At 69.8% G+C, this 21,452-nt stretch carries 17 protein-coding genes; 8 read left to right on the top strand and 9 right to left on the bottom strand.

Annotated elements, in window-relative coordinates; translation table 11 throughout:
• Positions 1–4: 4 nt before the first annotated feature.
• The 7 genes from JUB11_RS05430 to leuA all read right to left on the bottom strand — a co-directional run bounded on the left by JUB11_RS05430 (position 5) and on the right by leuA (position 7,175).
• Positions 5–940, bottom strand: coding sequence for a ribose-phosphate pyrophosphokinase (locus tag JUB11_RS05430; protein WP_207456958.1), 936 nt, complete (start codon positions 938–940; stop codon positions 5–7).
• Positions 941–1,146: 206 nt separating this feature from the next.
• Positions 1,147–1,914: a peptidoglycan editing factor PgeF gene (pgeF, locus tag JUB11_RS05425; RefSeq protein ID WP_207456956.1), complete on the bottom strand. Its 768-nt coding sequence runs from the start codon at positions 1,912–1,914 to the stop codon at positions 1,147–1,149.
• A 64-nt stretch (positions 1,915–1,978) separates the two neighbouring features.
• Entirely contained in the window at positions 1,979–3,115 is a 1,137-nt protein-coding gene (locus JUB11_RS05420; RefSeq protein WP_207456954.1) for an SAM-dependent methyltransferase, read from the bottom strand.
• The gene (lgt, locus tag JUB11_RS05415; RefSeq protein ID WP_207456952.1) at positions 3,112–3,930 is read right to left on the bottom strand and encodes a prolipoprotein diacylglyceryl transferase; all 819 of its coding nucleotides are present in this window, start codon (positions 3,928–3,930) and stop codon (positions 3,112–3,114) included. Before lgt ends, JUB11_RS05420 begins: the two co-directional genes overlap by 4 nt.
• A gap of 125 nt (positions 3,931–4,055) precedes the next feature.
• Entirely contained in the window at positions 4,056–5,042 is a 987-nt protein-coding gene (rfaD, locus tag JUB11_RS05410; protein WP_207456950.1) for an ADP-glyceromanno-heptose 6-epimerase, read from the bottom strand.
• A gap of 150 nt (positions 5,043–5,192) precedes the next feature.
• Positions 5,193–5,390, bottom strand: a complete 198-nt coding sequence (locus JUB11_RS05405; protein WP_207456948.1) for a hypothetical protein — start codon at positions 5,388–5,390, stop codon at positions 5,193–5,195.
• Between the two features lie 123 nt (positions 5,391–5,513).
• A complete protein-coding gene (gene leuA, locus JUB11_RS05400; RefSeq protein WP_207457323.1) occupies positions 5,514–7,175 on the bottom strand; it encodes a 2-isopropylmalate synthase in 1,662 nt (553 codons plus the stop codon).
• Positions 7,176–7,933: 758 nt separating this feature from the next.
• Between leuA and glgX the strand changes: the two genes are divergently transcribed.
• The 5 genes from glgX (at position 7,934) to bfr (ending at position 16,329) form a co-directional block, all read left to right on the top strand.
• Positions 7,934–10,096 (top strand): glycogen debranching protein GlgX, encoded by a 2,163-nt coding sequence (glgX, locus tag JUB11_RS05395; RefSeq protein ID WP_207456946.1) that lies wholly within the window; start codon positions 7,934–7,936, stop codon positions 10,094–10,096.
• Between the two features lie 158 nt (positions 10,097–10,254).
• Complete coding sequence (locus JUB11_RS05390) at positions 10,255–11,337, top strand: response regulator (protein ID WP_207456944.1); 1,083 nt, start codon at positions 10,255–10,257, stop codon at positions 11,335–11,337.
• Between the two features lie 133 nt (positions 11,338–11,470).
• Positions 11,471–13,306, top strand: coding sequence for a malto-oligosyltrehalose trehalohydrolase (gene treZ / locus JUB11_RS05385; protein WP_247886862.1), 1,836 nt, complete (start codon positions 11,471–11,473; stop codon positions 13,304–13,306).
• 50 nt (positions 13,307–13,356) lie between these two features.
• The gene (gene malQ / locus JUB11_RS05380) at positions 13,357–15,561 is read left to right on the top strand and encodes a 4-alpha-glucanotransferase (RefSeq protein WP_207456942.1); all 2,205 of its coding nucleotides are present in this window, start codon (positions 13,357–13,359) and stop codon (positions 15,559–15,561) included.
• A gap of 288 nt (positions 15,562–15,849) precedes the next feature.
• Complete coding sequence (gene bfr, locus JUB11_RS05375; protein WP_207456940.1) at positions 15,850–16,329, top strand: bacterioferritin; 480 nt, start codon at positions 15,850–15,852, stop codon at positions 16,327–16,329.
• Positions 16,330–16,425: 96 nt separating this feature from the next.
• On the opposite strand, the gene JUB11_RS05370 is transcribed toward bfr, so the two are convergent.
• Entirely contained in the window at positions 16,426–16,878 is a 453-nt protein-coding gene (locus JUB11_RS05370) for a hypothetical protein (RefSeq protein ID WP_207456938.1), read from the bottom strand.
• A gap of 165 nt (positions 16,879–17,043) precedes the next feature.
• Between JUB11_RS05370 and JUB11_RS05365 the strand changes: the two genes are divergently transcribed.
• Positions 17,044–18,756 (top strand): GGDEF and EAL domain-containing protein, encoded by a 1,713-nt coding sequence (locus JUB11_RS05365; RefSeq protein WP_207456936.1) that lies wholly within the window; start codon positions 17,044–17,046, stop codon positions 18,754–18,756.
• 110 nt (positions 18,757–18,866) lie between these two features.
• On the opposite strand, the gene JUB11_RS05360 is transcribed toward JUB11_RS05365, so the two are convergent.
• Positions 18,867–19,598, bottom strand: a complete 732-nt coding sequence (locus JUB11_RS05360) for a histidine kinase dimerization/phosphoacceptor domain -containing protein (RefSeq protein ID WP_207456935.1) — start codon at positions 19,596–19,598, stop codon at positions 18,867–18,869.
• Positions 19,599–19,888: 290 nt separating this feature from the next.
• On the opposite strand from JUB11_RS05360, the gene JUB11_RS05355 reads away from it, so the two are divergent.
• Positions 19,889–20,977: an esterase-like activity of phytase family protein gene (locus JUB11_RS05355; protein ID WP_247886861.1), complete on the top strand. Its 1,089-nt coding sequence runs from the start codon at positions 19,889–19,891 to the stop codon at positions 20,975–20,977.
• A gap of 261 nt (positions 20,978–21,238) precedes the next feature.
• Entirely contained in the window at positions 21,239–21,448 is a 210-nt protein-coding gene (locus JUB11_RS05350; protein ID WP_207456931.1) for a cold-shock protein, read from the top strand.
• Positions 21,449–21,452 lie beyond the last annotated feature (4 nt).

Genomic DNA, 21,452 nt, shown 5'->3' with positions numbered 1-21,452 from the left:
CCGGTCAGGAGAACAGGCTGGAGACCGAACGCTCCTCGCTGATGCGCATGATCGCCTCGGCGAGCAGCGGAGCGATGGTGAGCTGGCGGACGTTGCGCGACAGGCTGACCGCCTCGGTCGCCTGGATGCTGTCGGTGGTGACCAGCGCTTCCAGCGGCGACACGGCCACGCGGGCGACGGCGCCGCCCGACAGCACGCCGTGGGTGCAGAAGGCGCTGACCGACTTGGCGCCGGAGTCCATCAGGGCGACGGCGGCGTTGCAGAGCGTGCCACCCGAATCCACGATGTCGTCCAGCAGGATGCAGCGGCGGCCCTGCACGTCGCCGATGATGTTCATCACCTCCGACACGCCGGCGCGCTCGCGCCGCTTGTCGATGATGGCGAGGTCGACGTCCAGCCGCTTGGCCAGCGAACGGGCGCGCACCACGCCGCCGACGTCGGGGGAGATGATGGTGACCTCGTTGATGTCCTCATAGACCGCGCGGATGTCCTTCTCGAACACCGGAGCGGCCATCAGGTTGTCGGTCGGGATGTCGAAGAAGCCCTGGATCTGGCCGGCGTGCAGGTCCATCGTCAGCACGCGGTTGGCGCCGGCCTGGGTGATCAGGTTGGCGACCAGCTTGGCGGAGATGGGCGTGCGCGGGCCGGTCTTGCGATCCTGCCGGGCATAACCATAGTAGGGAATGACCGCCGTGATGCGCCGGGCCGAGCCGCGCCGCAGCGCGTCGATGGTGACCAGCAGCTCCATCAGGTTGTCGTTGGCCGGGAACGAGGTCGACTGGACCACGAACACGTCTTCGCCGCGCACGTTTTCCAGGATCTCGACGAACACCTCCATGTCGGAAAACCGGCGGATGCTCGCTTTGGTCAGCGGCACGCCGAGACAGTTGGAGATGGCCTCGGCCAGCGGACGGTTGCTGTTGCCGGCAAGCACCTTCATCGCAGTCGGCTCTCTTCTGCAGGGAATGGCTAGGGCATGGCCTGCCGCGCGGACGCGGCACCACCCCTTGAAATCGGGCCGGACGATAACAAAGGGCCGCGCCCGTGTAAATGTTCCATGACGGTCCCGCGACGGGCCGGGTCCACCCTTCGTTGCATACCGGTGCAGCGTCCCGCGCGGCCCGGACCGGCTTCCCGGCCCCGGCCTCAACCCGGCAGGATGATCGCCGAAAGCCCGCGTGCGTAGTCGCCCTCGCCGCGCAGGGTGGCGCGGCGGTAGCTGAAGAACAGCTCCTCCTCCGCCACCGTGTCGTGCGCGCTGGTTTCCACCCGGCCGACACCGGCGCGCGTCAGGCGGCGCGCGACGTAGCCGGGCAGGTCGAACATGAAATGGCCGGCGCGCGCGGCCGGGGCGAAGAAGTCGTGGTTGGCCGGATCCTCCTCCAGGAAGCCCGCCGGGAACTCCGGCCCCACCTCATAGGACTGCTGGGTGATGCAGGGTCCGACGGCGGCGGTGATGCGGCCGGGCTCCGCACCCAATTCCACCATGCGGGAAACCGTCGCCTCCAGCACGCCGCCCCTGGCACCCTTCCAGCCGGAATGGGCAGCGCCGATGACGCGCGCCTCGCGGTCGGCGAAGAGCACCGGCGCGCAGTCGGCGTGCAGCACGCCCAGCATGATTCCCGGCACGCGGGTCGCCATGGCGTCGGCCTTGGGCATGGTCTCGCGCGTCCAGGGCTCCTCCACCACGACGCAGGTCGGGCTGTGGATCTGGTAGCAGGTGATCAGCCGGTCGGGTGCCGCACCCAGCATGGCGGCGGCCCGCGCGCGGTTCTCCGTCACCGCCTCCAGCGAATCGTTGGAGCCGTAGCCGGCGTTGAGGGAGGCGTAGATGCCGGTCGAGACCCCGCCCTGCCGCGTGAAGAAGGCGTGGCGGATGTGGCCGATGTCGTTGAGCGCACCATTGGTGATCACGGGCGCAATCCCTTGCTGGTTTTCAACTGGCTGGCTTGAGCGGACCGGTTTGACCGGCCGGCTTTCAGGAGGACTCGAACCCCGCGGGGGCTCCCAGGCCGGGGCTGGCGAGCGCCAGCGCCTTGAACAGGGTGCCCATTTGGTCCGTTCCGATCAAGCGCGCCAGGGCCGCATCGATGCCGGAGGCCTGGGCGGGCGTGGCGTTGCGCTTGAGCATCGCCGCGCGCTGCGCGATGCCCAGCCGGGTCAGCCAGGCGCCCTGGTCCACCGGACCGAAGGCCTCGGCGCCGCCCTCCCGCGCCGCCCCGGCGAGGCTGGCGAAATCCACATGCGCCGTCAGGTCGGCCTCGCCCGGCGCCTCCAGCACCGGGGCGTAGGCGTGCCCCCGCAGGGCCTGGAGCGTGTCGCCGACCGCCGGCCCATGGGCGTAGCCGTAATCGATAAGGATGGCCGCACCGGGATGCGTGGCGATCCGCTCGCCGATCAGCCGGGCGACCGCGCAGGACGCGGGTGAGACCTCGACCACGCTGCCCTCCGGCGCGCCGCGCAGTCCCCCCGGCACCAGCCGCGCGCCGGAGCTGCCGAAGGCTTCCAGCACGAAGCGGAAGCGGGGCGTCTCCTCGGTCGAGTCCGGCTCGACGTCGATCAGCCGCTCGAACCAGCCGTGGCTGGTCTTCTGCACCTGGCGGATGGGCAGCGCGTCGAAGAACTCGTTGGCGATGAGCAGCATCGGCCCCTCGGGCACATCGTCCAGCCGGTCGTGCCAGAGCGGTTCCCGGGGGAGCCCGCCCAGCGTCTCCTTCTGGCGGGCGCGCAGGGCCGGGCTGGTCTCGACCAGATGTACGGTGGCGGCGCGGGCGAAGTCCGGCACCACGGCGGCGGCGCGGAGCGCGTCCCGCATCAGCGTGCCGCGCCCCGGCCCCAGCTCCACCAGATGGAAGGGGGAAGGGCCGCCCAGCCGCGCCCATGTGTCCACGCACCACAGCCCGACCAGCTCCCCGAACATCTGGCTGATCTCGGGCGCGGTGGTGAAGTCGCCGCCGGCCCCGAAAGGATCGCGGCCCATGTAATAGCCGAAGCGCGGATGGCCCAGCGCCTCGCCCATGAAGGCGGCCACGGTCATCGGGCCGTCCACCAGCATGCGGCGCGCCAGATGGCGGGCGAGGCTGTCCGCCGCCTGCCTGCCGTCGCCGCCGCTCATTGCGCCGCCGTTCCGGCGGGCACGGCGGGGCGCGCGCGCAAGGCCAGCCACAGGCCGAAGGCGAGCATGGGCAGCGACAGGAGCTGCCCCATGGTGGCCCCGGCAAAGAGGAAGCCGAGCTGCGGGTCGGGCTCTCGGAAGAACTCGACGATGATGCGCGACAGCGAATAGCCGATGAAGAAGAGCCCGCCGATCAGGCCGGGCCGCGCCCGCACCGCCGGGTTGCGCGCGAGGATCGCCAGCACGATGAACAGCACGGCGCCCTCCAGCACGGCCTCGTAGAGCTGGCTGGGGTGGCGGGGGACCTGCAGGGGGTCGCGCGGGAACACCACGGCCCAGGCCACCCCGTCGGCTGGGCGGCCATAGAGTTCGCCGTTGATGAAGTTGGCGATGCGGCCGAAGAACAGCCCGATGGGGGCCGCGGCGCCGATCAGGTCACCGAAGGCGAGCGGCGAGATGCCCCGCTTCTTCGAGAAGAGGAAGATCGCGACCAGCACGCCGAGCAGCCCGCCGTGGAAAGACATGCCGCCCTGCCAGACCTTCAGCGCCTCCAGCGGATTCTGCAGGTAAAAGGGCAGGTTGTAGAACAGCACATAGCCGATCCGCCCGCCGAGGATCACGCCGACCACCGCCCAGGTCAGGAAGTCGTCGAAATCCTCCGGGTTCGGGCGGCCGGGGTTGCTCCGCGCGAGACCGAGGCAGTAGCGCCAGCCCAGGACGAAGCCGGCCAGATAGGCCAGCGCGTACCAGCGGACGACGAGGGGGCCGATTTCGATCGCGACCGGGTCTATGGCGGGAAAGGCGATGGCCAGCATGCGTCTACGCGACCTCTCGGGTGGTCTGTCGGGCGGTTCGGGTCAGGAAGTGGGGAGCCGGCGGCGGAACTTGAACCGTTCCCCTCCAGCCCCGCCCGACCCTTCGGCGGTAGGGGGCGTCGGGGTCAGCGGTACGGGTCCGGGCGGGCCAGGAAGTCCCGGACGTAGCGGCGCACCCCGTCCTCCAGCTCGGTGAAGGGCCGGTCGAAGCCGGCGGCGCGCAGCCGCTCGGTCTTCGCCTCGGTGAAATACTGGTACTTGCCCTGGAGATGCTCGGGCATGTCGAAATACTCGATGCGCGGCTCCCGACCCAACGCCGCGAAGGTGGCGAGCGCCAGGTCCCGGAAGCTGCGCGCCTTGCCCGTGCCGACGTTGAAGAGGCCGTTGACCTCCGGATGGTCGAGCAGCCAGAGCATCACGGCCACGCAATCCTCCACGAAGATGAAGTCGCGCAGCTGCCCGCCGTCCTCGAAGCCGTCGCGGTGGGAGCGGAACAGCCGCGCCGGCTCCCCCGCGGCGAGCTGTGGGTACAGCTTGGCGACGACGCTCATCATGTCGCCCTTGTGCCGCTCGTTCGGGCCGTAGACGTTGAAGAACTTCAGTCCGGCCCATTGCGGCGGGGCCTGGTCCCCTTCGGCGATGGCGCGGGCGATGCGGCGGTCCACCAGATGCTTGGACCAGCCATAGGCGTTCAGCGGGCGCAGCCGCGCCAGACCCTCGGGCGTGCCGTCGTCGTCGAAGCCGGCGGAGCCGTCGCCGTATGTGGCCGCCGAAGAGGCGTAGATCAGCCGTGCCCCGCGCCAGGCGCACCAGCGCCAGAGATCCAGCGTCAGGGCCACGTTGTTGGCGACGATCTTGTCCACGTCGCGCTCGGTGGTGGCGGAGACGGCACCCAGATGGAAGACGACCTCCACCTCGGCCGCGTGCTGGTCGAGGAAGGCCAGCGTGTCCTCCGGCGCCACCAGGGCGGCGACCTCGCGCTTGGCGAGGTTCTGCCACTTCTCCCCGTCGCGGAAACGGTCGGCCACCGCGACGTTCGTGACGCCGCGCTCCGCGAGCGCCGCCACGAGGTTCGAACCGATGAAGCCGGCCCCGCCGGTGACCACGATCATGCCATCCGCCTCCGCCGCCGGGCACCCAGGCCCGGCCGTTATGGATGTGGCCCTTATAGGGGGCGCTTGGCGGCGCGGCAAGGCGCGCCGGCCACGGGGAAGGGGCGCGGCGGTCCAAACCGACAGCCGGCTTACGCCGGCTTGCCCGCGTTATTCCTCGTCGTCGTTGAGGTCGGCCATCAGGCCGGCGACATCGTCGAACCGGGCGACCTCGCTGCGTCGTGCCGCATGTAGGGCCGCCTGCGTTGTCTCGTTCGGAACACGCACCTCGAAGGGCAGGGCGCGTTCGGCGGCTTCCCGCTTCAGATCGGGGTCGTTTTGAGGGCGGACGACATCGGTGGGAGCCATGGGACACCTTTCAATGCTTCATCGACACCCAGGCGAATCGCACAGCGAGCTGTTCTGATAAGGGGCATCAGGATCGCCAAGGGGCAGGCCGCCCCTTGGCAACGTCCAGAGACGCTCCGCCCCTCAGCGCGACGCGCGGTTGGCGGCGCTGACCAGGGCGCGGAGCGAGGCGGTGACGATGTCCTCGTCCATGCCGACGCCGAACAGGGTGCGGCCGTCGGCGGTCTTCACCTCGACGTAGGCGCAGGCGCGGGCGTCCTCGCCGGCGCCCACCGCGTGCTCGCGATAGTCCTCGACGTGCAGATCGATGCCGCAATCCTGGCGCAGCGCGTCCAGGAAAGCGTCGATCGGGCCGTTGCCCTTGCCCTTGATGGTCACCGGCTTGCCGTCGCGGTTGACGATGGCCGTCAGCTGGCGCGGGCCGGAGTTGGGGCCGCGCGCGCCGACCTCGTGCTCGACCAGCGCCAGGGGCGCCTCGGCCTCCAGATACTCGGTGCGGAAGGCGTCCCAGATGGTCGTGGGGGTCAGCTCCTTGCCGGTCTCGTCGGCGATGCGCTGCACGATCTTCGAGAATTCGATCTGCAGGCGGCGCGGGATCTGGATGCCGTATTCGGTCTCCAGCACATAGGCGACGCCGCCCTTGCCCGACTGGCTGTTGATGCGGATCACCGCCTCGTAGGAGCGGCCGATGTCGTGCGGGTCGATGGGCAGGTAGGGCACCTCCCAGACGCCGGAATTGGACTTCGACAGCGCCTTCAGCCCCTTGTTGATGGCGTCCTGGTGCGAGCCGGAGAAGGCCGTGAAGACCAGCTCCCCCGCGTAGGGGTGGCGCGGGTGGACCGGCAGCTGGGTGCAGTATTCGGAGGTGCGGACGATCTCGCGGATGTCCTGGATCTTCAGCTCCGGATCGACGCCCTGGCTGAACAGGTTCATCGCCAGCGTGACGATGTCCACGTTGCCGGTGCGCTCGCCGTTGCCGAACAGCGTGCCCTCGACGCGGTCGGCGCCGGCCATCACGGCCAGCTCGGCGGCGGCGATGCCGGTGCCGCGGTCGTTGTGGGGGTGGACCGAGATGATGGCGCTGCCGCGGTTCTTCATCGTGCGGCAGAACCACTCGATCTGGTCGGCATAGACGTTCGGGGTGGACATCTCCACCGTCGCCGGCAGGTTCAGGATGATCTTGCGCTCGGGCGTCGGCTGCCAGACCTCCATCACCGCCTCGCAGATCTCCACCGCGAAGTCCAGCTCGGTGCCGGTGAAGCTCTCCGGCGAATATTCCAGCACGATCTCCGTCTCCGGCGTGGCATCGGCCATCTGGCGGATCAGCTTGGTGCCGGCCACGGCGATGTCGATGATGCCCTGGCGGTCCAGCCCGAACACCACGCGGCGCTGCAGCTCGGAGGTGGAGTTGTACAGGTGGACGACCGCGCGCTTGGCACCCTTGATGCCCTCGAAGGTGCGGCGGATCAGCTCCTCGCGCGCCTGGGTCAGCACCTGGATGGTGACGCCGTCGGGGATGCGGCCCTCGTCGATCAGCTCGCGGCAGAAGTCGAAATCGGTCTGCGAGGCGGCGGGGAAGCCGACCTCGATCTCCTTGAAGCCCATGTCGATCAGCAGGTCGAACATCGCCCGCTTGCGGTCCGATCCCATCGGCTCGATCAGCGCCTGGTTGCCGTCGCGCAGGTCCACCGAGCACCAGGCCGGCGCCTTGTCGATGGTCCGGTTCGGCCATTGGCGGTCGGCCAGCTGCACCGGCTTGAAGGGAACGTACTTGTGGACCGGCATCGCGGGGGTGCTGGCTGCGGTCTGGGTCGTCATGGTGCTTGAACTCCTGTGTGCCCCGCCGGTCCCGCTTCGGGTTCCATCGGAAGGGCGTCGTCTCGTCTCGGGTGTGACCGGCCGTTGCCTACGGTCGCGGAGCCGCCGGGGAGGGCTCAGCGACCGCCGCTAAGTCGCGGGGCGCGCTCCGCCGGAATGGGGCGGATGGGCGGACAGACACGAGTGGCGGACATGGGAGAGTGACTTCGGCCGATGATGGATGAACGAACGCAGGCGGACCCGGACGCTGTCAGAGCGCCGGGACGATAAGTCGAAGCAGTGCGGTCGTGCGGTCGAAAGTCAACATGGCGCGCACTGTGCAAAGGCAAGGGCGTTCCTGTCAAGGCGCTTATGCTCATCGCGCGAACAATCTGTAACCACTGGGCTGCAAACCATCGGGCCGCAACCATCGGCGGTCCGGGCGTGTTGAAGCCCGGACCGCGTCCGCCTTTCCGGCCATACGGGCGAAGGCGGCGGAAAAGGCCGGGCGGATCATCGCGCAAGGCGGTGCGCCGGCCCCTCCGGCTCCGCGGAAAGGGAAGGGTGCGCCGGTCCGCGGCGGGGCGGGTTCTCCTTCAACTTGTGACAAAAGCTGCCGAACCCCTTGACGGAATTGGGTTTCTAATCCTTTATTGCAGGGACCATGGTTTCGGCTCGCGGTTAAAGGCGGACACCCTGGCCCGGCTCCTCCCCGGGATCACGCACCGCTTCGAGGTCCTGTCCTGATGGCGTCCACCAGTTCCTCCCGCACCACCGTCTGGCCGGGAAAGCCCTATCCGCTGGGAGCCAACTGGGACGGCTTCGGCGTGAACTTCGCGCTCTTCTCGGCCAACGCCGAGAAGGTGGAGCTGTGCCTGTTCGACAAGACCGGCCAGCGCGAGCTGGAGCGCATCCTCCTGCCGGAGCGGACCGACGAGGTCTGGCACGGCTACCTGCCCGACGCGCGGCCGGGCCAGCTCTACGGCTACCGCGTCCACGGCCCCTACGACCCGATGGCCGGGCACCGCTTCAACCCGCACAAGCTGCTGCTCGACCCCTACGCCAAGGCCCATTTCGGCGCGCTGCGCTGGTCGGACGCCCATTACGGCTACCGGGTCGGCTCGACGAAGGAGGATCTCTCCTTCGACCGGCGGGACAACGCCCGCTCCATGCCGAAATGCCGTGTCGTGGACAGCGCCTTCACCTGGGGCCAGGACCGCCACCCGGACGTGCCCTGGTCGGACACCGTCATCTACGAGGCGCATGTCCGCGGCTTCACCATGCGCCATCCCGACGTGCCCGCCCCCATGCGGGGCACCTTCGCCGGCATGTCCACCCAGGGTGTCATCGAATATCTGCGGGCGCTCGGCATCACGGCGGTCGAGCTGCTGCCGGTCCAGTCCTTCACCGACGACCATCACCTGGTGATGCAGGGGCTGCACAATTACTGGGGCTACAACTCCATCGGCTTCTTCGCGCCCGAGCCGCGCTACATGACCACCGGCGTCCTGTCGGAGTTCAAGACGATGGTGGCCCGCCTGCACGAGGCGGGGATCGAGGTCATCCTCGACGTGGTCTACAACCACACGGGCGAGGGCAACCACATGGGCCCGACCCTCAGCTTCAAGGGCATCGACAACGCCAGCTACTACCGGCTGCTGCCGGACCAGAAGCGCTACTACATCAACGACACGGGCACCGGGAACACGCTGAACCTGACCCACCCGCGCGTGCTGCAGATGGTCATGGACAGCCTGCGCTACTGGGTCAGCGAAATGCATGTGGACGGGTTCCGCTTCGACCTCGCCACGGTGCTGGGGCGCGAGATCTACGGCTTCGACCCCGGTGCCGGCTTCCTCGACGCGGTCCGGCAGGATCCGACGCTGGCCCACGTGAAGCTGATCGCCGAGCCCTGGGACATCGGCCCCGGCGGCTACCAGGTCGGCAATTTCCCGCCGGGCTGGGCGGAGTGGAACGACCGCTACCGCGACACGGTGCGCTCCTACTGGAAGGGCGACGAGGGCAAGCTGCCGGAGCTGGCCGGCCGCATCGCCGGCTCGTCCGACCTGTTCGAGAAGGGCGGGCGGCGCCCCTGGTCCTCGGTCAACTTCGTCACCGCGCATGACGGCTTCACGCTGCACGACACCGTCTCCTACAACGAGAAGCACAATCTGGAGAACGGCGAGAACAACCGCGACGGCCATTCCAACAACCACTCCTGGAACCACGGGGTGGAGGGTCCGACCGACGATCCCGCCATCAAGGCCCTGCGCGCGCGCCAGATGCGCAACCTGCTGACCACCCTGTTCCTGTCGCAGGGCACGCCCATGATGCTGGCGGGCGACGAGATCGCCCATTCCCAGAAGGGCAACAACAACGCCTACTGCCAGGACAACGCCACCTCCTGGCTGGACTGGACGCAGCGGCAGACGCGCGACGGCGCCGACCTTCTCGCCTTCGTCAAGCGGGTGATCGCCTTGCGCAAGGCGCATCCGGTGCTGCGGCGCACCGCCTTCCTGCACGGCCGCGAGACCTCGGCCAACGGGCTGAAGGACATCGTCTGGTACACGCCGCGCGGGCTGGAGAAGACGGCGGAGGACTGGCGCAACCCGCAGGCCCGCAGCATCGGGCTGCTGCTGAACGGCCATGCCGGCCGCTATCCGGGAAGCGACGGGCTGCCGGTCGACGACGGCGTGCTGATGATCGTGCTGAACGCCCACGCCGACCCGGTGTCCTTCACCCTGCCGGCCGTTCCGGGCGGGCTCGGCTGGCGCTGCATTCTCGACACGCGCGTGGCGGACGGGGCCGGCGACGAGCGGATGCTGCTGTCCGGCAGGCCCATCCTGGTGGACGGCCGCACGGCGCTGGTCTTCTCGCTGGTGGAGTCGCCCGACCGCCCGGGAGCCTGACCGCACAAGGCCTGACCGCACAAGGCCTGAATGCCCAAGGCTTGCCGGGCGCCCGGACCACCACCCGGCACAAGAGCCGTCGCGCTCAGATTCGCTTAACGATTGCGCACCTATTGTGATCGCCGGATGACAATCGCCGGGGCAATGGGCAACGGATCATGCGCGCTTACGATTTCTCCCAGGTCGAGGCCGCCGTTCTCGACTCGCAGCACAGCACCCTGCGCATGTTCCGCGAGGTGCTGACCCGCCTTGGCGTCGGCAAGGTGGAAACCTACAGCTCGATCCGCGAGGCGGGGCCGCTCCTGGCCGGCGCCACGCCCGACCTGATCATCGTCAGCTCGGACGGCGACGACCTCGCCGAGGCCTTCAAGCTGGTCCGCGCCCTGCGCAACGACCCGGCGACCCAGAACCCCTTCGCGGGCATCGTCGTCACCACCTGGCAGCCGACCCAGGCGCTGCTGCTGCGCGTCAGCAACTCCGGCGCCGACGACCTGCTGATGAAGCCGGTCTCGCCCAAGCAGGTGCAGGACCGCATCACCGCCCTGATCGAGGCGCGCAAGAGCTTCGTGGTGACGGCGGACTACATCGGCCCCGACCGCCGCAAGTCGCCGCGCGAGGGCACCCAGGTGCCGCTGATCGACGCGCCCAACACGCTGCGGCTGAAGGCGGTGCGCGGCGCCACCCCGGCCCAGCTCCGGCCCTTCCTGGCCAAGGCCGGCCTGCAGGTCAACACGCAGAAGCTGGTGCGCCTCGCCATCCAGATCGCCTTCCTGGTGGATTTCGCCACGCCCGGCCTGGCGGCGTCGCCGCCCGAGCGCATGGCCGTGGAGCATCTGGCCCGCGTTCCGGGCTTCGCCGAGGAGATGGCGCGGCGCCTGCACATGGCCCACGCGAAGCCCGGCGCGGAGAACGGCGAGGCCGAGGCCATGCCGGTCCACAAGAGCTGCGCCGAGCTGCGCGCCATCGCCGAGGAGATCCGCGGGCTCGCCGAGGCGGGGCCGGTGCCGGCCGCCAAGCTGGAGACGGCCTGGGAACTCGCCGGCGACCTCATGCAGGGCGCCGATCCCGGCCGCCCCCGCGCGGCGATGGAGCAGGAGGTGCGGTCCGCCGTCGCCGGCTATCGCGCCCGGCTGGAGCAGATGGTTCAGGCCAAGGCCGCCGAGCGCGCGGCGGCATCCGCTCCGGCATCCGTCCCGGCCGACTCGAACCCTGCCGGGGAAGAGGCGGCCTCGGCGGCCTGAGCCATCCTTCCGGAGCCGCCCGGAGCCGCCATCCGGCTCATTCGGCCTTCTGTCTTTCGTGCGGTGGAGCAATCCCGCGGGTTCGTTGTTGTTCGCGTGCCGGACCCAACCATACCCGCGAGAACAGCCCGCCATGACCCGACCCACCTCCCACGCCATGCCCTTCGGTGCGCAGCTCCAGCCGGATGGGAGCGTCCGTTTCCGCCTTTGGGCTCCCAGCGCGCCGGCGGTCTCCGTCGAGCTTGGGGAGGGGGAGCGGCTGGAGATGGCCGCCGCCGGGGAGGGCTGGTTCGAGCTGACCACGGACCATGCCACGGCCGGCACCGAATACCGTTTCGTGCTGCCCGACGGGCTGAAGGTCCCCGATCCCGCCTCGCGCTTCCAGCCGCGCGACACCAGCGGGCCGAGCGTCGTCATGGACCCCGGCGCCTACCGCTGGCGCAACGAGGGCTGGACCGGGCGCCCCTGGAACGAGGCCGTGCTGTACGAGCTGCATGTCGGCACCTTCACGCCCGACGGCACCTTCTTGGCCGCCATCGACAAGCTGGACCATCTGGTCGATGTCGGCGTCACGGCGATCGAGCTGCTGCCGCTGGCGGATTTCGCCGGCACGCGCAACTGGGGCTATGACGGCGTGCTGCCCTACGCGCCCGACTCCGCCTACGGCACGCCGGACGACCTGAAGGCCCTGATCGACGCCGCGCACGAGCGCGGGCTGATGGTCTTCCTCGACGTCGTCTACAACCACTTCGGGCCGGAGGGGAACTACCTCAACGCCTATGCGGGCAAGTTCTTCACCGAACGTCACCACACCCCCTGGGGTGCCGCCATCAACTACGACGGCGAATCGTCGCGGCCGGTGCGCGACTTCTTCATCCACAACACCCTTTATTGGCTGGAGGAGTTCCGCTTCGACGGGCTGCGTTTCGACGCGGTCCACGCGATCATCGACGACAGCGACAAGCACTTCCTGGAGGAGCTGGCCGAGCGGGTGCGCTCCGGCCCCGGCCGCGACCGCCACGTCCATCTGGTGCTGGAGAACGACGACAACATCGCCCACCTGCTCGAGCGCGGCGCGGACGGCACGCCGGTCCACTACACCGCCCAGTGGAACGACGACTACCACCATGCGGCCCACACGCTGGTCACCGACGAGGCAAGCGGCTATTACAGCGAATACGCCAAGAGCCCGATCGACCAGATCCTGCGCTCCCTGACGGACGGCTTCATCTACCAGGGCGACCCCTCGGCCTACCGCGACGGCGAGCCGCGCGGCGAGCCCTCGGCCCACCTGCCGCCGCTGGCCTTCGTGAACTTCCTGCAGAACCACGACCAGATCGGCAACCGCGCCTTCGGCGACCGGCTGGCGGCTATGGCGGACCACCGCCGGCTGCGCGCGCTGATGGCGGTGACGCTGCTCGCCCCGACCGTGCCGATGCTCTACATGGGCGAGGAGTGGGGCGAGGTGCGGCCCTTCGCCTTCTTCTGCGACTTCCACGGCGATCTGGCCGACGCGGTGCGCGAGGGGCGGCGGCGCGAGTTCGCCCGCTTCCCCGAATTCGCCGACGAAAAGAACCGGGAACGCATCCCCGACCCCAACTCTCCCGCCACCTTCGAGCGATCGAAGCTGGACTGGGAGGCGCGCTCGCGCGATCCTCACTCCGCCTGGCTGGACTTCACCCGCCGGCTGCTGCGCGCCCGCGCCTCGGAGCTGGCGCCGCGGCTGGCCGGGGTGGGCTCGAAGAGCGGGGTCGTCTGGCGCCGGGACGCCGCCTTCGCCGTCGAATGGACGCTCGGCGACGGCAGCCGCTGGACGCTGGTCGCCAACCTCGGTGGCGCCCCGGCCGCGGATGTCGCCGTGCCGGAGGGGCGGCTGGTGGCGGAGAGCGAACCCGGACTTTCGGAGGGGCTGTCGAAAGGCGGGCTGGAAGGCTGGTCGGCGCTGTGGTTTCTGGACAGCCGGGCCTGATTCCGGATGAGGCCGGACGGGCCGGCCGGTTGCTGCGCAGGGGGAAGTGAATGAGCGATCTCGGACGGTTGGCCCGCTTGGTCGGTATCGAGCCCTTCTATCACGACATCTGGGGCAACCGGCGGGAGACCTCCGACGCCACGGTGCGGGCGCTGGCCGGCGCCATGGGGCTCGCCACCGGCAGCGACGAGGAGGTCGCCGCCAGCCTGCGCCGGGAGGAGGAGCGGACCTGGCGGCGCATGATGCCGCCCGTGCTGGTGCTGCCGGACACGGCCCTGCCCAGCGTGACGCTCAGCCTGCCGGCGGGGCTGGACGACGCCGAGCTGACCTGGACCCTGACGGCGGAAGGCGGTGCCGAGCAGCACGCCACCCTGACCGTGGGGCAGCTTCCGCTGGCCGGGGCCACGGTGCTGGACGGCGTCGCCTTCGAGCAGCGCACGCTGGCCCCCGCCGCCGCCATGGCGCTGGGCCAGGGCTACCACCGGCTCGCGGTGGAGATCCGCCCGCACGGGCTGGGCGGGAGCCTGAGCGGCGAGACGACGCTGATCCTGGCGCCCGAACGCTGCCTGACGGTCGAGGACATGGTGCCCGGCGGGATGACCTGGGGCATCGGCCTCCAGCTCTATTCCCTGAAGACCAGGGACGACTGGGGCGTCGGCGACTTCGGCGGGCTCGCCCGCTTCGCCGAGACGGCGGCGGGGCTCGGCGCCGGGCTGGTCGGGCTGAACCCGCTGCACGCGCTGTTCCCCGGCGACCCCAACCACATCGGCCCCTATTCGCCGTCGAGCCGCAGCTTCCTCAACATCCTCTACATCGACGTGGAGCGGGTGCCTGAGCTGGCCTCCACGCCCGGCGCCCGCGCCCTGATCGACGGGCCGGAGTTCCAGGCCCGGCTCTCCGCCGCCCGCGATGCGGAGCTGGTGGACTACCCGGCGGTGTCCGGCCTGAAGCTGCCCGTGCTGGAGCTGCTCTTCGCCGCCTTCCGCGCCGACGGGCCGTCCAGCCCGCGCCAGCGGGAGTTCGAGTCCTTCCGCGCGGAGATGGGCGGCGCGCTCCGCCGCCACGCCCTGTTCGAGGCCCTGCACGAGCATTTCTTCCACAAGGACCATGGCCTGTGGATGTGGCAGAGCTGGCCGCCGGCCTTCCGCGACCCGAACAGCCCCGAGGTTCAGGCCTTCGCGCGGGAGCATGCCGAGCGGGTGGAGTTCTTCGAGTTCCTGCAATGGGAGGCCGACCGCCAGCTCGGCCTCGCCGCGGCGCGCGGGCGCGACGCCGGGCTCGCCATCGGCTTCTACCGGGACCTCGCCGTCGCGGCCCATCCCGGCGGAGGGGCCGCCTGGGCCGACGCCAGCATCCTGGTGCAGGGTGCGAACGTCGGCGCGCCACCCGACCAGTTCAACATGAAGGGGCAGAACTGGGGGCTGGCGCCCTTGTCGCCGCTGGGGCTGCGCGAGGCCGCCTACCGGCCCTTCATCGACATGCTGCGCGCCAACATGCGCCACGCAGGCGCGCTCCGCATCGACCATGTCATGGCCTTGCAGCACCTGTTCTGGATCCCGTCCGACGGGTCCGACGGCGCCTATGTCGAATACCCGTTCGAGGACCTGCTGCGCATCATCGCGCTGGAGAGCCGCCGCAACGGCTGCCTCGTCATCGGCGAGGATCTCGGCACCGTGCCGGAGGGCTTCCGCCCGGCCCTGGAGCGGGCCGGCATCCTCGGCTACCGCGTGCTCTATTTCGAGCGCACGGAGGATGGCGGCTTCAAGCCGCCGGAATCCTATCAGCCCTCCACGATGGCGACGATCTCCACCCACGACCTCGCCACCTTCAAGGGCTTCTGGACCGGCCACGACCTCACCTGGCGTCGGCGGCTCGACCTCTACCCGGACCAGGCGGCGAGCGACAAGGACGTCTGGGACCGCGGCGTGGACCGCCACAAGCTGCTGGTGGCCCTGTCGGCCGCGGGGCTGCGTCCGGCCGGCTACGCCAGCGACGACGGCAGCCAGCCCTACACCCCGGAGCTGTCCCGCGCGGCGCACCGCTACCTCGCCCGCTCGCCCGGCCGGATCGTCATGGTCCAGATCGAGGACGCGCTGGGCGAGATCGAGCAGCCCAACCTGCCTGGCACGGTGGACCAGCACCCGAACTGGCGCCGCCGCCTGTCCAAGGACGTGGAGGAGATCGCCGCCGACCCCGAACTGCGCGCGCTCGCCGAGGCGGTCGCCGCCGGGCGCCGGGAGGCCGCCGGGCGCTGACACGCCCTGCGCTGACCCGCCCGGCTCTGGCTCTTGGCAGGCGCCAGTCGAATGAAATGCATTCGCAATGAAAAGCGCTCGTAATGAAAGGCGTTCTCATTATTCGACGGTGGTGCCGCAATCGCGCGGCAGGTAATCGCCCAATGCAGCGGATTCCGGTTTCCTCGATCCTCTGTCTTGTTTAGAATTGCTTTAGCTTTCGACAAGCCATGAAACCGTCACCAGGAACGATCCGGGCACAAGGCCGCCCGGACCGCACGACCGGGACCGCACCAAGGGGGCTCAAAAATGAAGGGTGATCCGAAGATCATCGCTCATCTCAACACGTTGCTCACCAACGAGTTGACGGCGATCAACCAGTATTACCTGCACGCCCGCATGCTGAAGAACTGGGGCCTGCTGCGTCTGGGCAAGAAGATCTACGAAGAGTCGATCGGCGAGATGAAGCACGCCGACTACCTCATCGAACGCATCCTCTTCCTGGAAGGTCTGCCCAACCTCCAGGACCTGCACAAGCTGCGCATCGGCGAGGACGTGCAGGAGATGTTCACCTCCGACCTCGCGCTGGAGACGCTGAACCGCACGAACCTCCAGACGGCCATCGCCGACTGCGACACGGTCCGCGACTACCAGACCCGCGAGATCCTGCTGAAGATCCTCGAGGACACGGAAGAGCACATCGACTGGCTGGAAACCCAGATCGACCTGATCAACCGCGTCGGCCTGACCGCCTACCAGCAGGAACAGATCTACGGCGACGACGACTGAGACGCGTCACCCCTGTGCGAAAAAGCCCTCTTCCCCTGACGGGGAGAGGGCTTTTTCAATTGCGCCGCTTTCAGAACGCCTTGCGCGTTCCCTGGGTCAAACCGCCACCTGCGTCAGCATCGGCGTGACGTGGCCGGCATCGGCGCGGCGGTAGGCGTCGATGGCGTCGGACCAGGGTTCGATGTGCAGGCCGGCGCCCATGGCCTCCTGGTGGATGCTCTGGGCTGTGAAGGCGGCGCTGGGCGTGGCGGTCAGGGGGACGAGGCCCGGGCTGACGGGGCTGTCCTCGCCCAGGGAGAAGCGGCCGGCCTGTGTGCCGGGGGCGCGTGAGCGGCGGCCGGCGGTTTCGTCCAGCCCGGCCCCGCGGCCGCCCCGGATGGCGTCCCCGGCCGCTTCCAGCTCGGGCGGAGGGCGGCGGTCCTGTTCGCCGGGGATGCGCCTGACGGGGGTGACGGCCGCGGCGTCGCTGGCCAGCATCTGCCGCAGCCTCGCCACACCGGAGAGGTGCGGGGCGCTGGAGGGCGCGGACAGGGCGGCGATGCTGGACAAGGGGGAGCGGTCCGGGCTCGGTCAGACTCTATCGGTTGCAGAGTAGCAGAGATTCCGCTCGCGCCGAAATCTAAAATGCCGCATAAATGTGAACAATCCGGGTGGGGCGGGAGCCCCGGACGGAGGACCCCCATCGGCCCGATCCATCCAGGCGCACCCCCATCCATGCCGCAGCCCACGTCCGGCGACAGCCTCCGGCTCGCCCTCCCGGCACTGGCGCTCGCCGCCTCCGGCGACATCGCCTATGTGTGGGACATCGGCAGCGACACGGTCCGCTGGGAAGGCGGTCCGGAGGCGCTGATGCACGGTGCCCGCCCGCCCGGCCCCGACGGCGCCAACCTCATCTCCGGCGACGAGCTGCGGGCGCGCATCAACCCGCAGGACCTGATCCGCCGCCGCAAGGCGCTGTCCCGGCACATCGAGACGGGGGAGCCCTTCGACTGCGATTACCGCCTGCGCCTGCCGAACGGGGCGATCCACTGGGTCCATGACCGCGGGCGCGTGGAGCAGGCGGCGTCCGGCGTGCCGGCGCGCCTGTGCGGCGTGCTGCGCGTGATCGACCACCGCAAGGCCTATGAGGTCGAGCTGGAGCATCAGGCCCATTTCGACCCCATGACCGGCCTGCTCAACCGCCACCGCCTGTGCGAGATCCTGAACGCGGCGACGGAGGAGGCGGGCCAGCTCGGCCGCTCCTCCATCTATCTCGCCGTCGGCATCGACAAGCTGGGGCTGGTGAACGACGCCATGGGCCATGCGGTCGCCGACGCGGTGGTGCAGGAGGTGGCGCGCCGGCTGCGGCGGGCCTTGCGTCCCGGCGACACGGTGGGTCGTTCGGGCGGAGACATCTTCGGCATCGTGCTGCCGCACTGCCCCGAGCACAGTATGGTCCAGGTGGCCGAGAAGCTTCTGCGCGCCGTCCGCGCGCAGCCGGTCGCGACCCCGGCCGGCCCGGTCCATGTGACGGTGTCGGTCGGCGGCGTCGCGGCGCGGCGCGAGGACGCCGTGCGGTCGATGACCCGCGCCGAAACGGCGCTGCAGGAGGCCAAGCGGCAGGGCCGCGACTGCTTCTGGCCGCACCACGCCACCAGCGCCGCGCAGAGCGAACTGCGCGCCAGCCTCGCCGCGGGCCAGGCGGTGAACGCCGCGATCCAGGCGGAGACCCTGCGCTTCGCCTTCCAGCCGGTGGTGGACAGCGACGGCTGCGTCGCCTTCTACGAATGCCTGCTGCGCCTGCCGCAGCCGGACGGGACGGTTCTGAACGCGGGCGCCTTCATGCCGGCGGTCGAGAGGCTGGGCATGGCGCGCCGCGTGGACCATCAGACGCTGGCGCTCGCCATGCGCGCGCTGGAGGAGAACCCGGATGTCTCGCTGGCGCTGAACCTCTCGGCCACCACGACGGCCGACCGCACCTGGCTGACGGCGCTGGAGGAAATGCTGCGGGAGCGGCCGGGCGTCGCCAGCCGTCTGATCATCGAGGTCACCGAATCCGCGGTGATCGAGGATCTGGAGGAGACGGCGGCCTTCCTCGCGGCGGTGCGGGCGCACGGCTGCCGGACGGCGCTGGACGATTTCGGCGCCGGCTACCTGTCCTACCGCCACCTGAGGTCGCTGCCGGTGGACATCGTCAAGATCGACGGTTCCTTCGTGCGCGAGATGGCCGAGTGCCCGGACGCGCTGCTCTTCATCCGCACGCTGGTGATGCTGGCCAAGGGCTTCGGCCTCGCCACCGTCGCCGAGTTCGTCGAAACGGAGGAGCAGGCCACGGCCCTGCGCCGCGAAGGGGTCCGCATGCTGCAGGGTTACCGCTTCGGCCGCCCCAGCCTGGACCGTCCCTGCCGCGACGGGCTCCCCGCCGTGGCGGAACCCGCCACCGGCTGACGGGTCCCTCGGCGGCCGTTTCTGCGGCCTATCGACATCCGGCCTGCGTGTGTCGGATCGCCGGCCTCCGGCCTGTGTGTCTCGGATTGCCGGCCTCCGGCCGGCAGGCCTCAGATGGGGAAGCTCACGGTGGCGGTGTTGCCGCTGGCGTCGCTGTCGGTCGACAGCGTGTCGCCGAGCTGGCCGGCCAGAGCCTCGGCCAGCATGAGCCCGTCGTCGGCGCTGGTGTCGAAGCCGGCGGGCAGGGCGCGGCCGTTGTCCTCCACCGTCAGGCGGCCGCGGCCGTTGTTCTCCTGCGTCACCGACACGCGGATCCAGCCCTCCTCCGGATAGGCGTGGTGCAGGCTGCTGCTGATCAGCTCGGCGATGATGAGGCCGAGCGGCATGGCCTCGTACAGCCCGATCTGGACCGGGTCGGAGGTGACGGTGATCGGGATGTTCGGCACGTTGCCGGGGGTGCCCTCCTTCACCGCCTCGCACAGCGCCTCCACGTAGCGGCCAAGCCCCAGATGCGTGCCGGAGCCGGACTCGTGGAGCAGGCGGTAGAGGATCGCCAGCGCCTCGATGCGCAGGAGCGTCTGGTCGTAGGCGGCGCGGGCGTCGGGGTCGCGGATGCGGCCGGCCTGGAGCTTCAGCAGGCTGATGACGAGCTGAAGGCTGTTCTTGGCGCGGTGCTGGAGTTCCCGCAGCTCGCTTTCCAGCTCCTCGATGCGGGCCAATGCCTCGTTCACGGGAGAGTCAGCCCCGGTCGCGGCCCCGGTCGCGGCCCCGCTCGCGGCGGTGCCGCCGGACGGGCGGTCCGGGGAAAGGGCGACCGTCGTGGGCCTGTGCGGCATCGGCATCGGTCAGGTTCCGGCTGAGACTGTGCGGCGTTCGCGCATGATGGGAAACAATTTAGGCATTTTGTCGCCCTCCCGAACGCGCTCTCATGAAGTAACCCCGGCTGCATAAGCGGAAGGACGGGGCTTCGGTCCATTCGGAGAGCGTCCTATCCACAAACACCCGGCGTGGATTCGGTTCCGCTGCCGCAACGGCCTCGAATTCCGCACCTCTCCGCACCACCTCAGCCCAAGCTGCATCGTGGCGGCTCGGAAATGGAGGCAAGTCCTTGATGTGTGCACGAAGGCTTTGGATGTCCACTCTCCTCTCCCTGCTGGCCGCCGGGATCGTCGCCGGTTGCGGCGTGGCGAGCGGCGGCGGGGTGGGGACGGCGTCCCGGCCGGTGCCGCTGAACGGCCAGCCCTCTCCGGGAATGCTGAGTTTCTTCGGCGTGGTGGAACTGACGGCCGCCGGAGTCGGCGGCCTGTCGGGCCTCTGGGTGTCGGAGGACGGGAAAAGGCTGGCCGCCGTCAGCGACATCGGCGAACGGGTGGAGGCGCGCCTGTCCTACGACCCCCGGGGGCGCCTGTCTTCGGTCAGTGACCTGACCGTGACCCCGCTGACGTTGGAGACAGGGGCGGGGCGGGGCAAGAGGATGGGCGACTCCGAGGAACTCGCCCGGCTGCCCGAGCGCGCCGGCGGCGGCTGGCTCGTCTCCTTCGAGCGGGAACACCGCATCCTGCGCTACCCGGCCTCCCCAAACGGGCCGGAGGGCAAGCCCGAGCGTCTGCCCATCCCGGAGGCGCTGAAGGACGCGCCGCGCAACGGCGGCATCGAGGCCATGGCCGCGCTCTCCGACGGACGCCTGCTGATCCTGGAAGAGGGCGACGACGACGGCGCGCGGGAGCGGCGTGGCTGGATCGCCGACGCGCTGCCGGGCGGCGTGGAGCAGGCTGACCGGAAGGACTCCGGCCGGAAGGGCGGCGCACGGGGGAAGGACGCGCGGATCGGCTGGAACCGGCTGACCTACCGGGCGGCGCCGGGCTTCCGTCCGGCCGGAGCGGCCCTCCTGCCGGACGGCGGCGCCCTGGTCCTGGAGCGGCGGGCCTCCTTCCTCGGCGGCTGGGGGACGCGCATCGTCCGGCTTCCGGCCTCCGCGCTGAAGGCCGGTGCCGTGGTCGAGGGGGAGGAGCTGGCCAGCATCGAGCCGCCCCTGCCCACCGACAATTACGAGGGCATCGCCGTGCGGCCCGTCGCCGGCGGCGAGACGCTGATCTATCTCCTCTCGGACGACAATTTCAGCCCGATCCAGCGCAGCTACCTGATGATGCTGGCGCTTCCGGCCAACGGCAAAGAAGAAGCTCGGGAATCGGCCCTGAGTGGAAGGCGGAGCGCCTTGTAATCGCACAGAAATACCAAAAACCAGGTTAGCCGGAACGCCACCTCTACAAAAGACATACTCACGATGAGGGGGCGCTATTTCCTGCGCCAAGGCCCGTTTTACGTTGCATTCATCGGACGCATGGGCTTCATTGACAGGGTCAATCCTGCCTTGGAGATCCCCCGTCCGGGGGCCTCCGGCGCCGTCAGCGGTGTCGTTCCTGGCCAAAGACTGATGCGCCGCGTGGGTTCGCGCGACGCCCTACCATTACGGAGATTTGCGATGCCGGTCGGCACTGTGAAGTGGTTCAACAGCACCAAGGGTTTTGGTTTCATCCAGCCGGAAAACGGTGGTGACGACGTGTTCGTCCACATCTCCGCCGTCGAGCGCGCGGGCATGGGCAATCTGGCCGAGGGCCAGAAGCTGTCCTACGAAGAGCAGCGCGACCCGAAGAAGGGCAAGATGGCCGCGGCGAACCTCAAGGCTCTCTGACCGC

This window comes from Azospirillum sp. SYSU D00513 (assembly GCF_017356015.1).
Lineage (GTDB): Bacteria > Pseudomonadota > Alphaproteobacteria > Azospirillales > Azospirillaceae > Azospirillum.
This window is presented reverse-complemented; position numbering and strand designations above follow the sequence as displayed.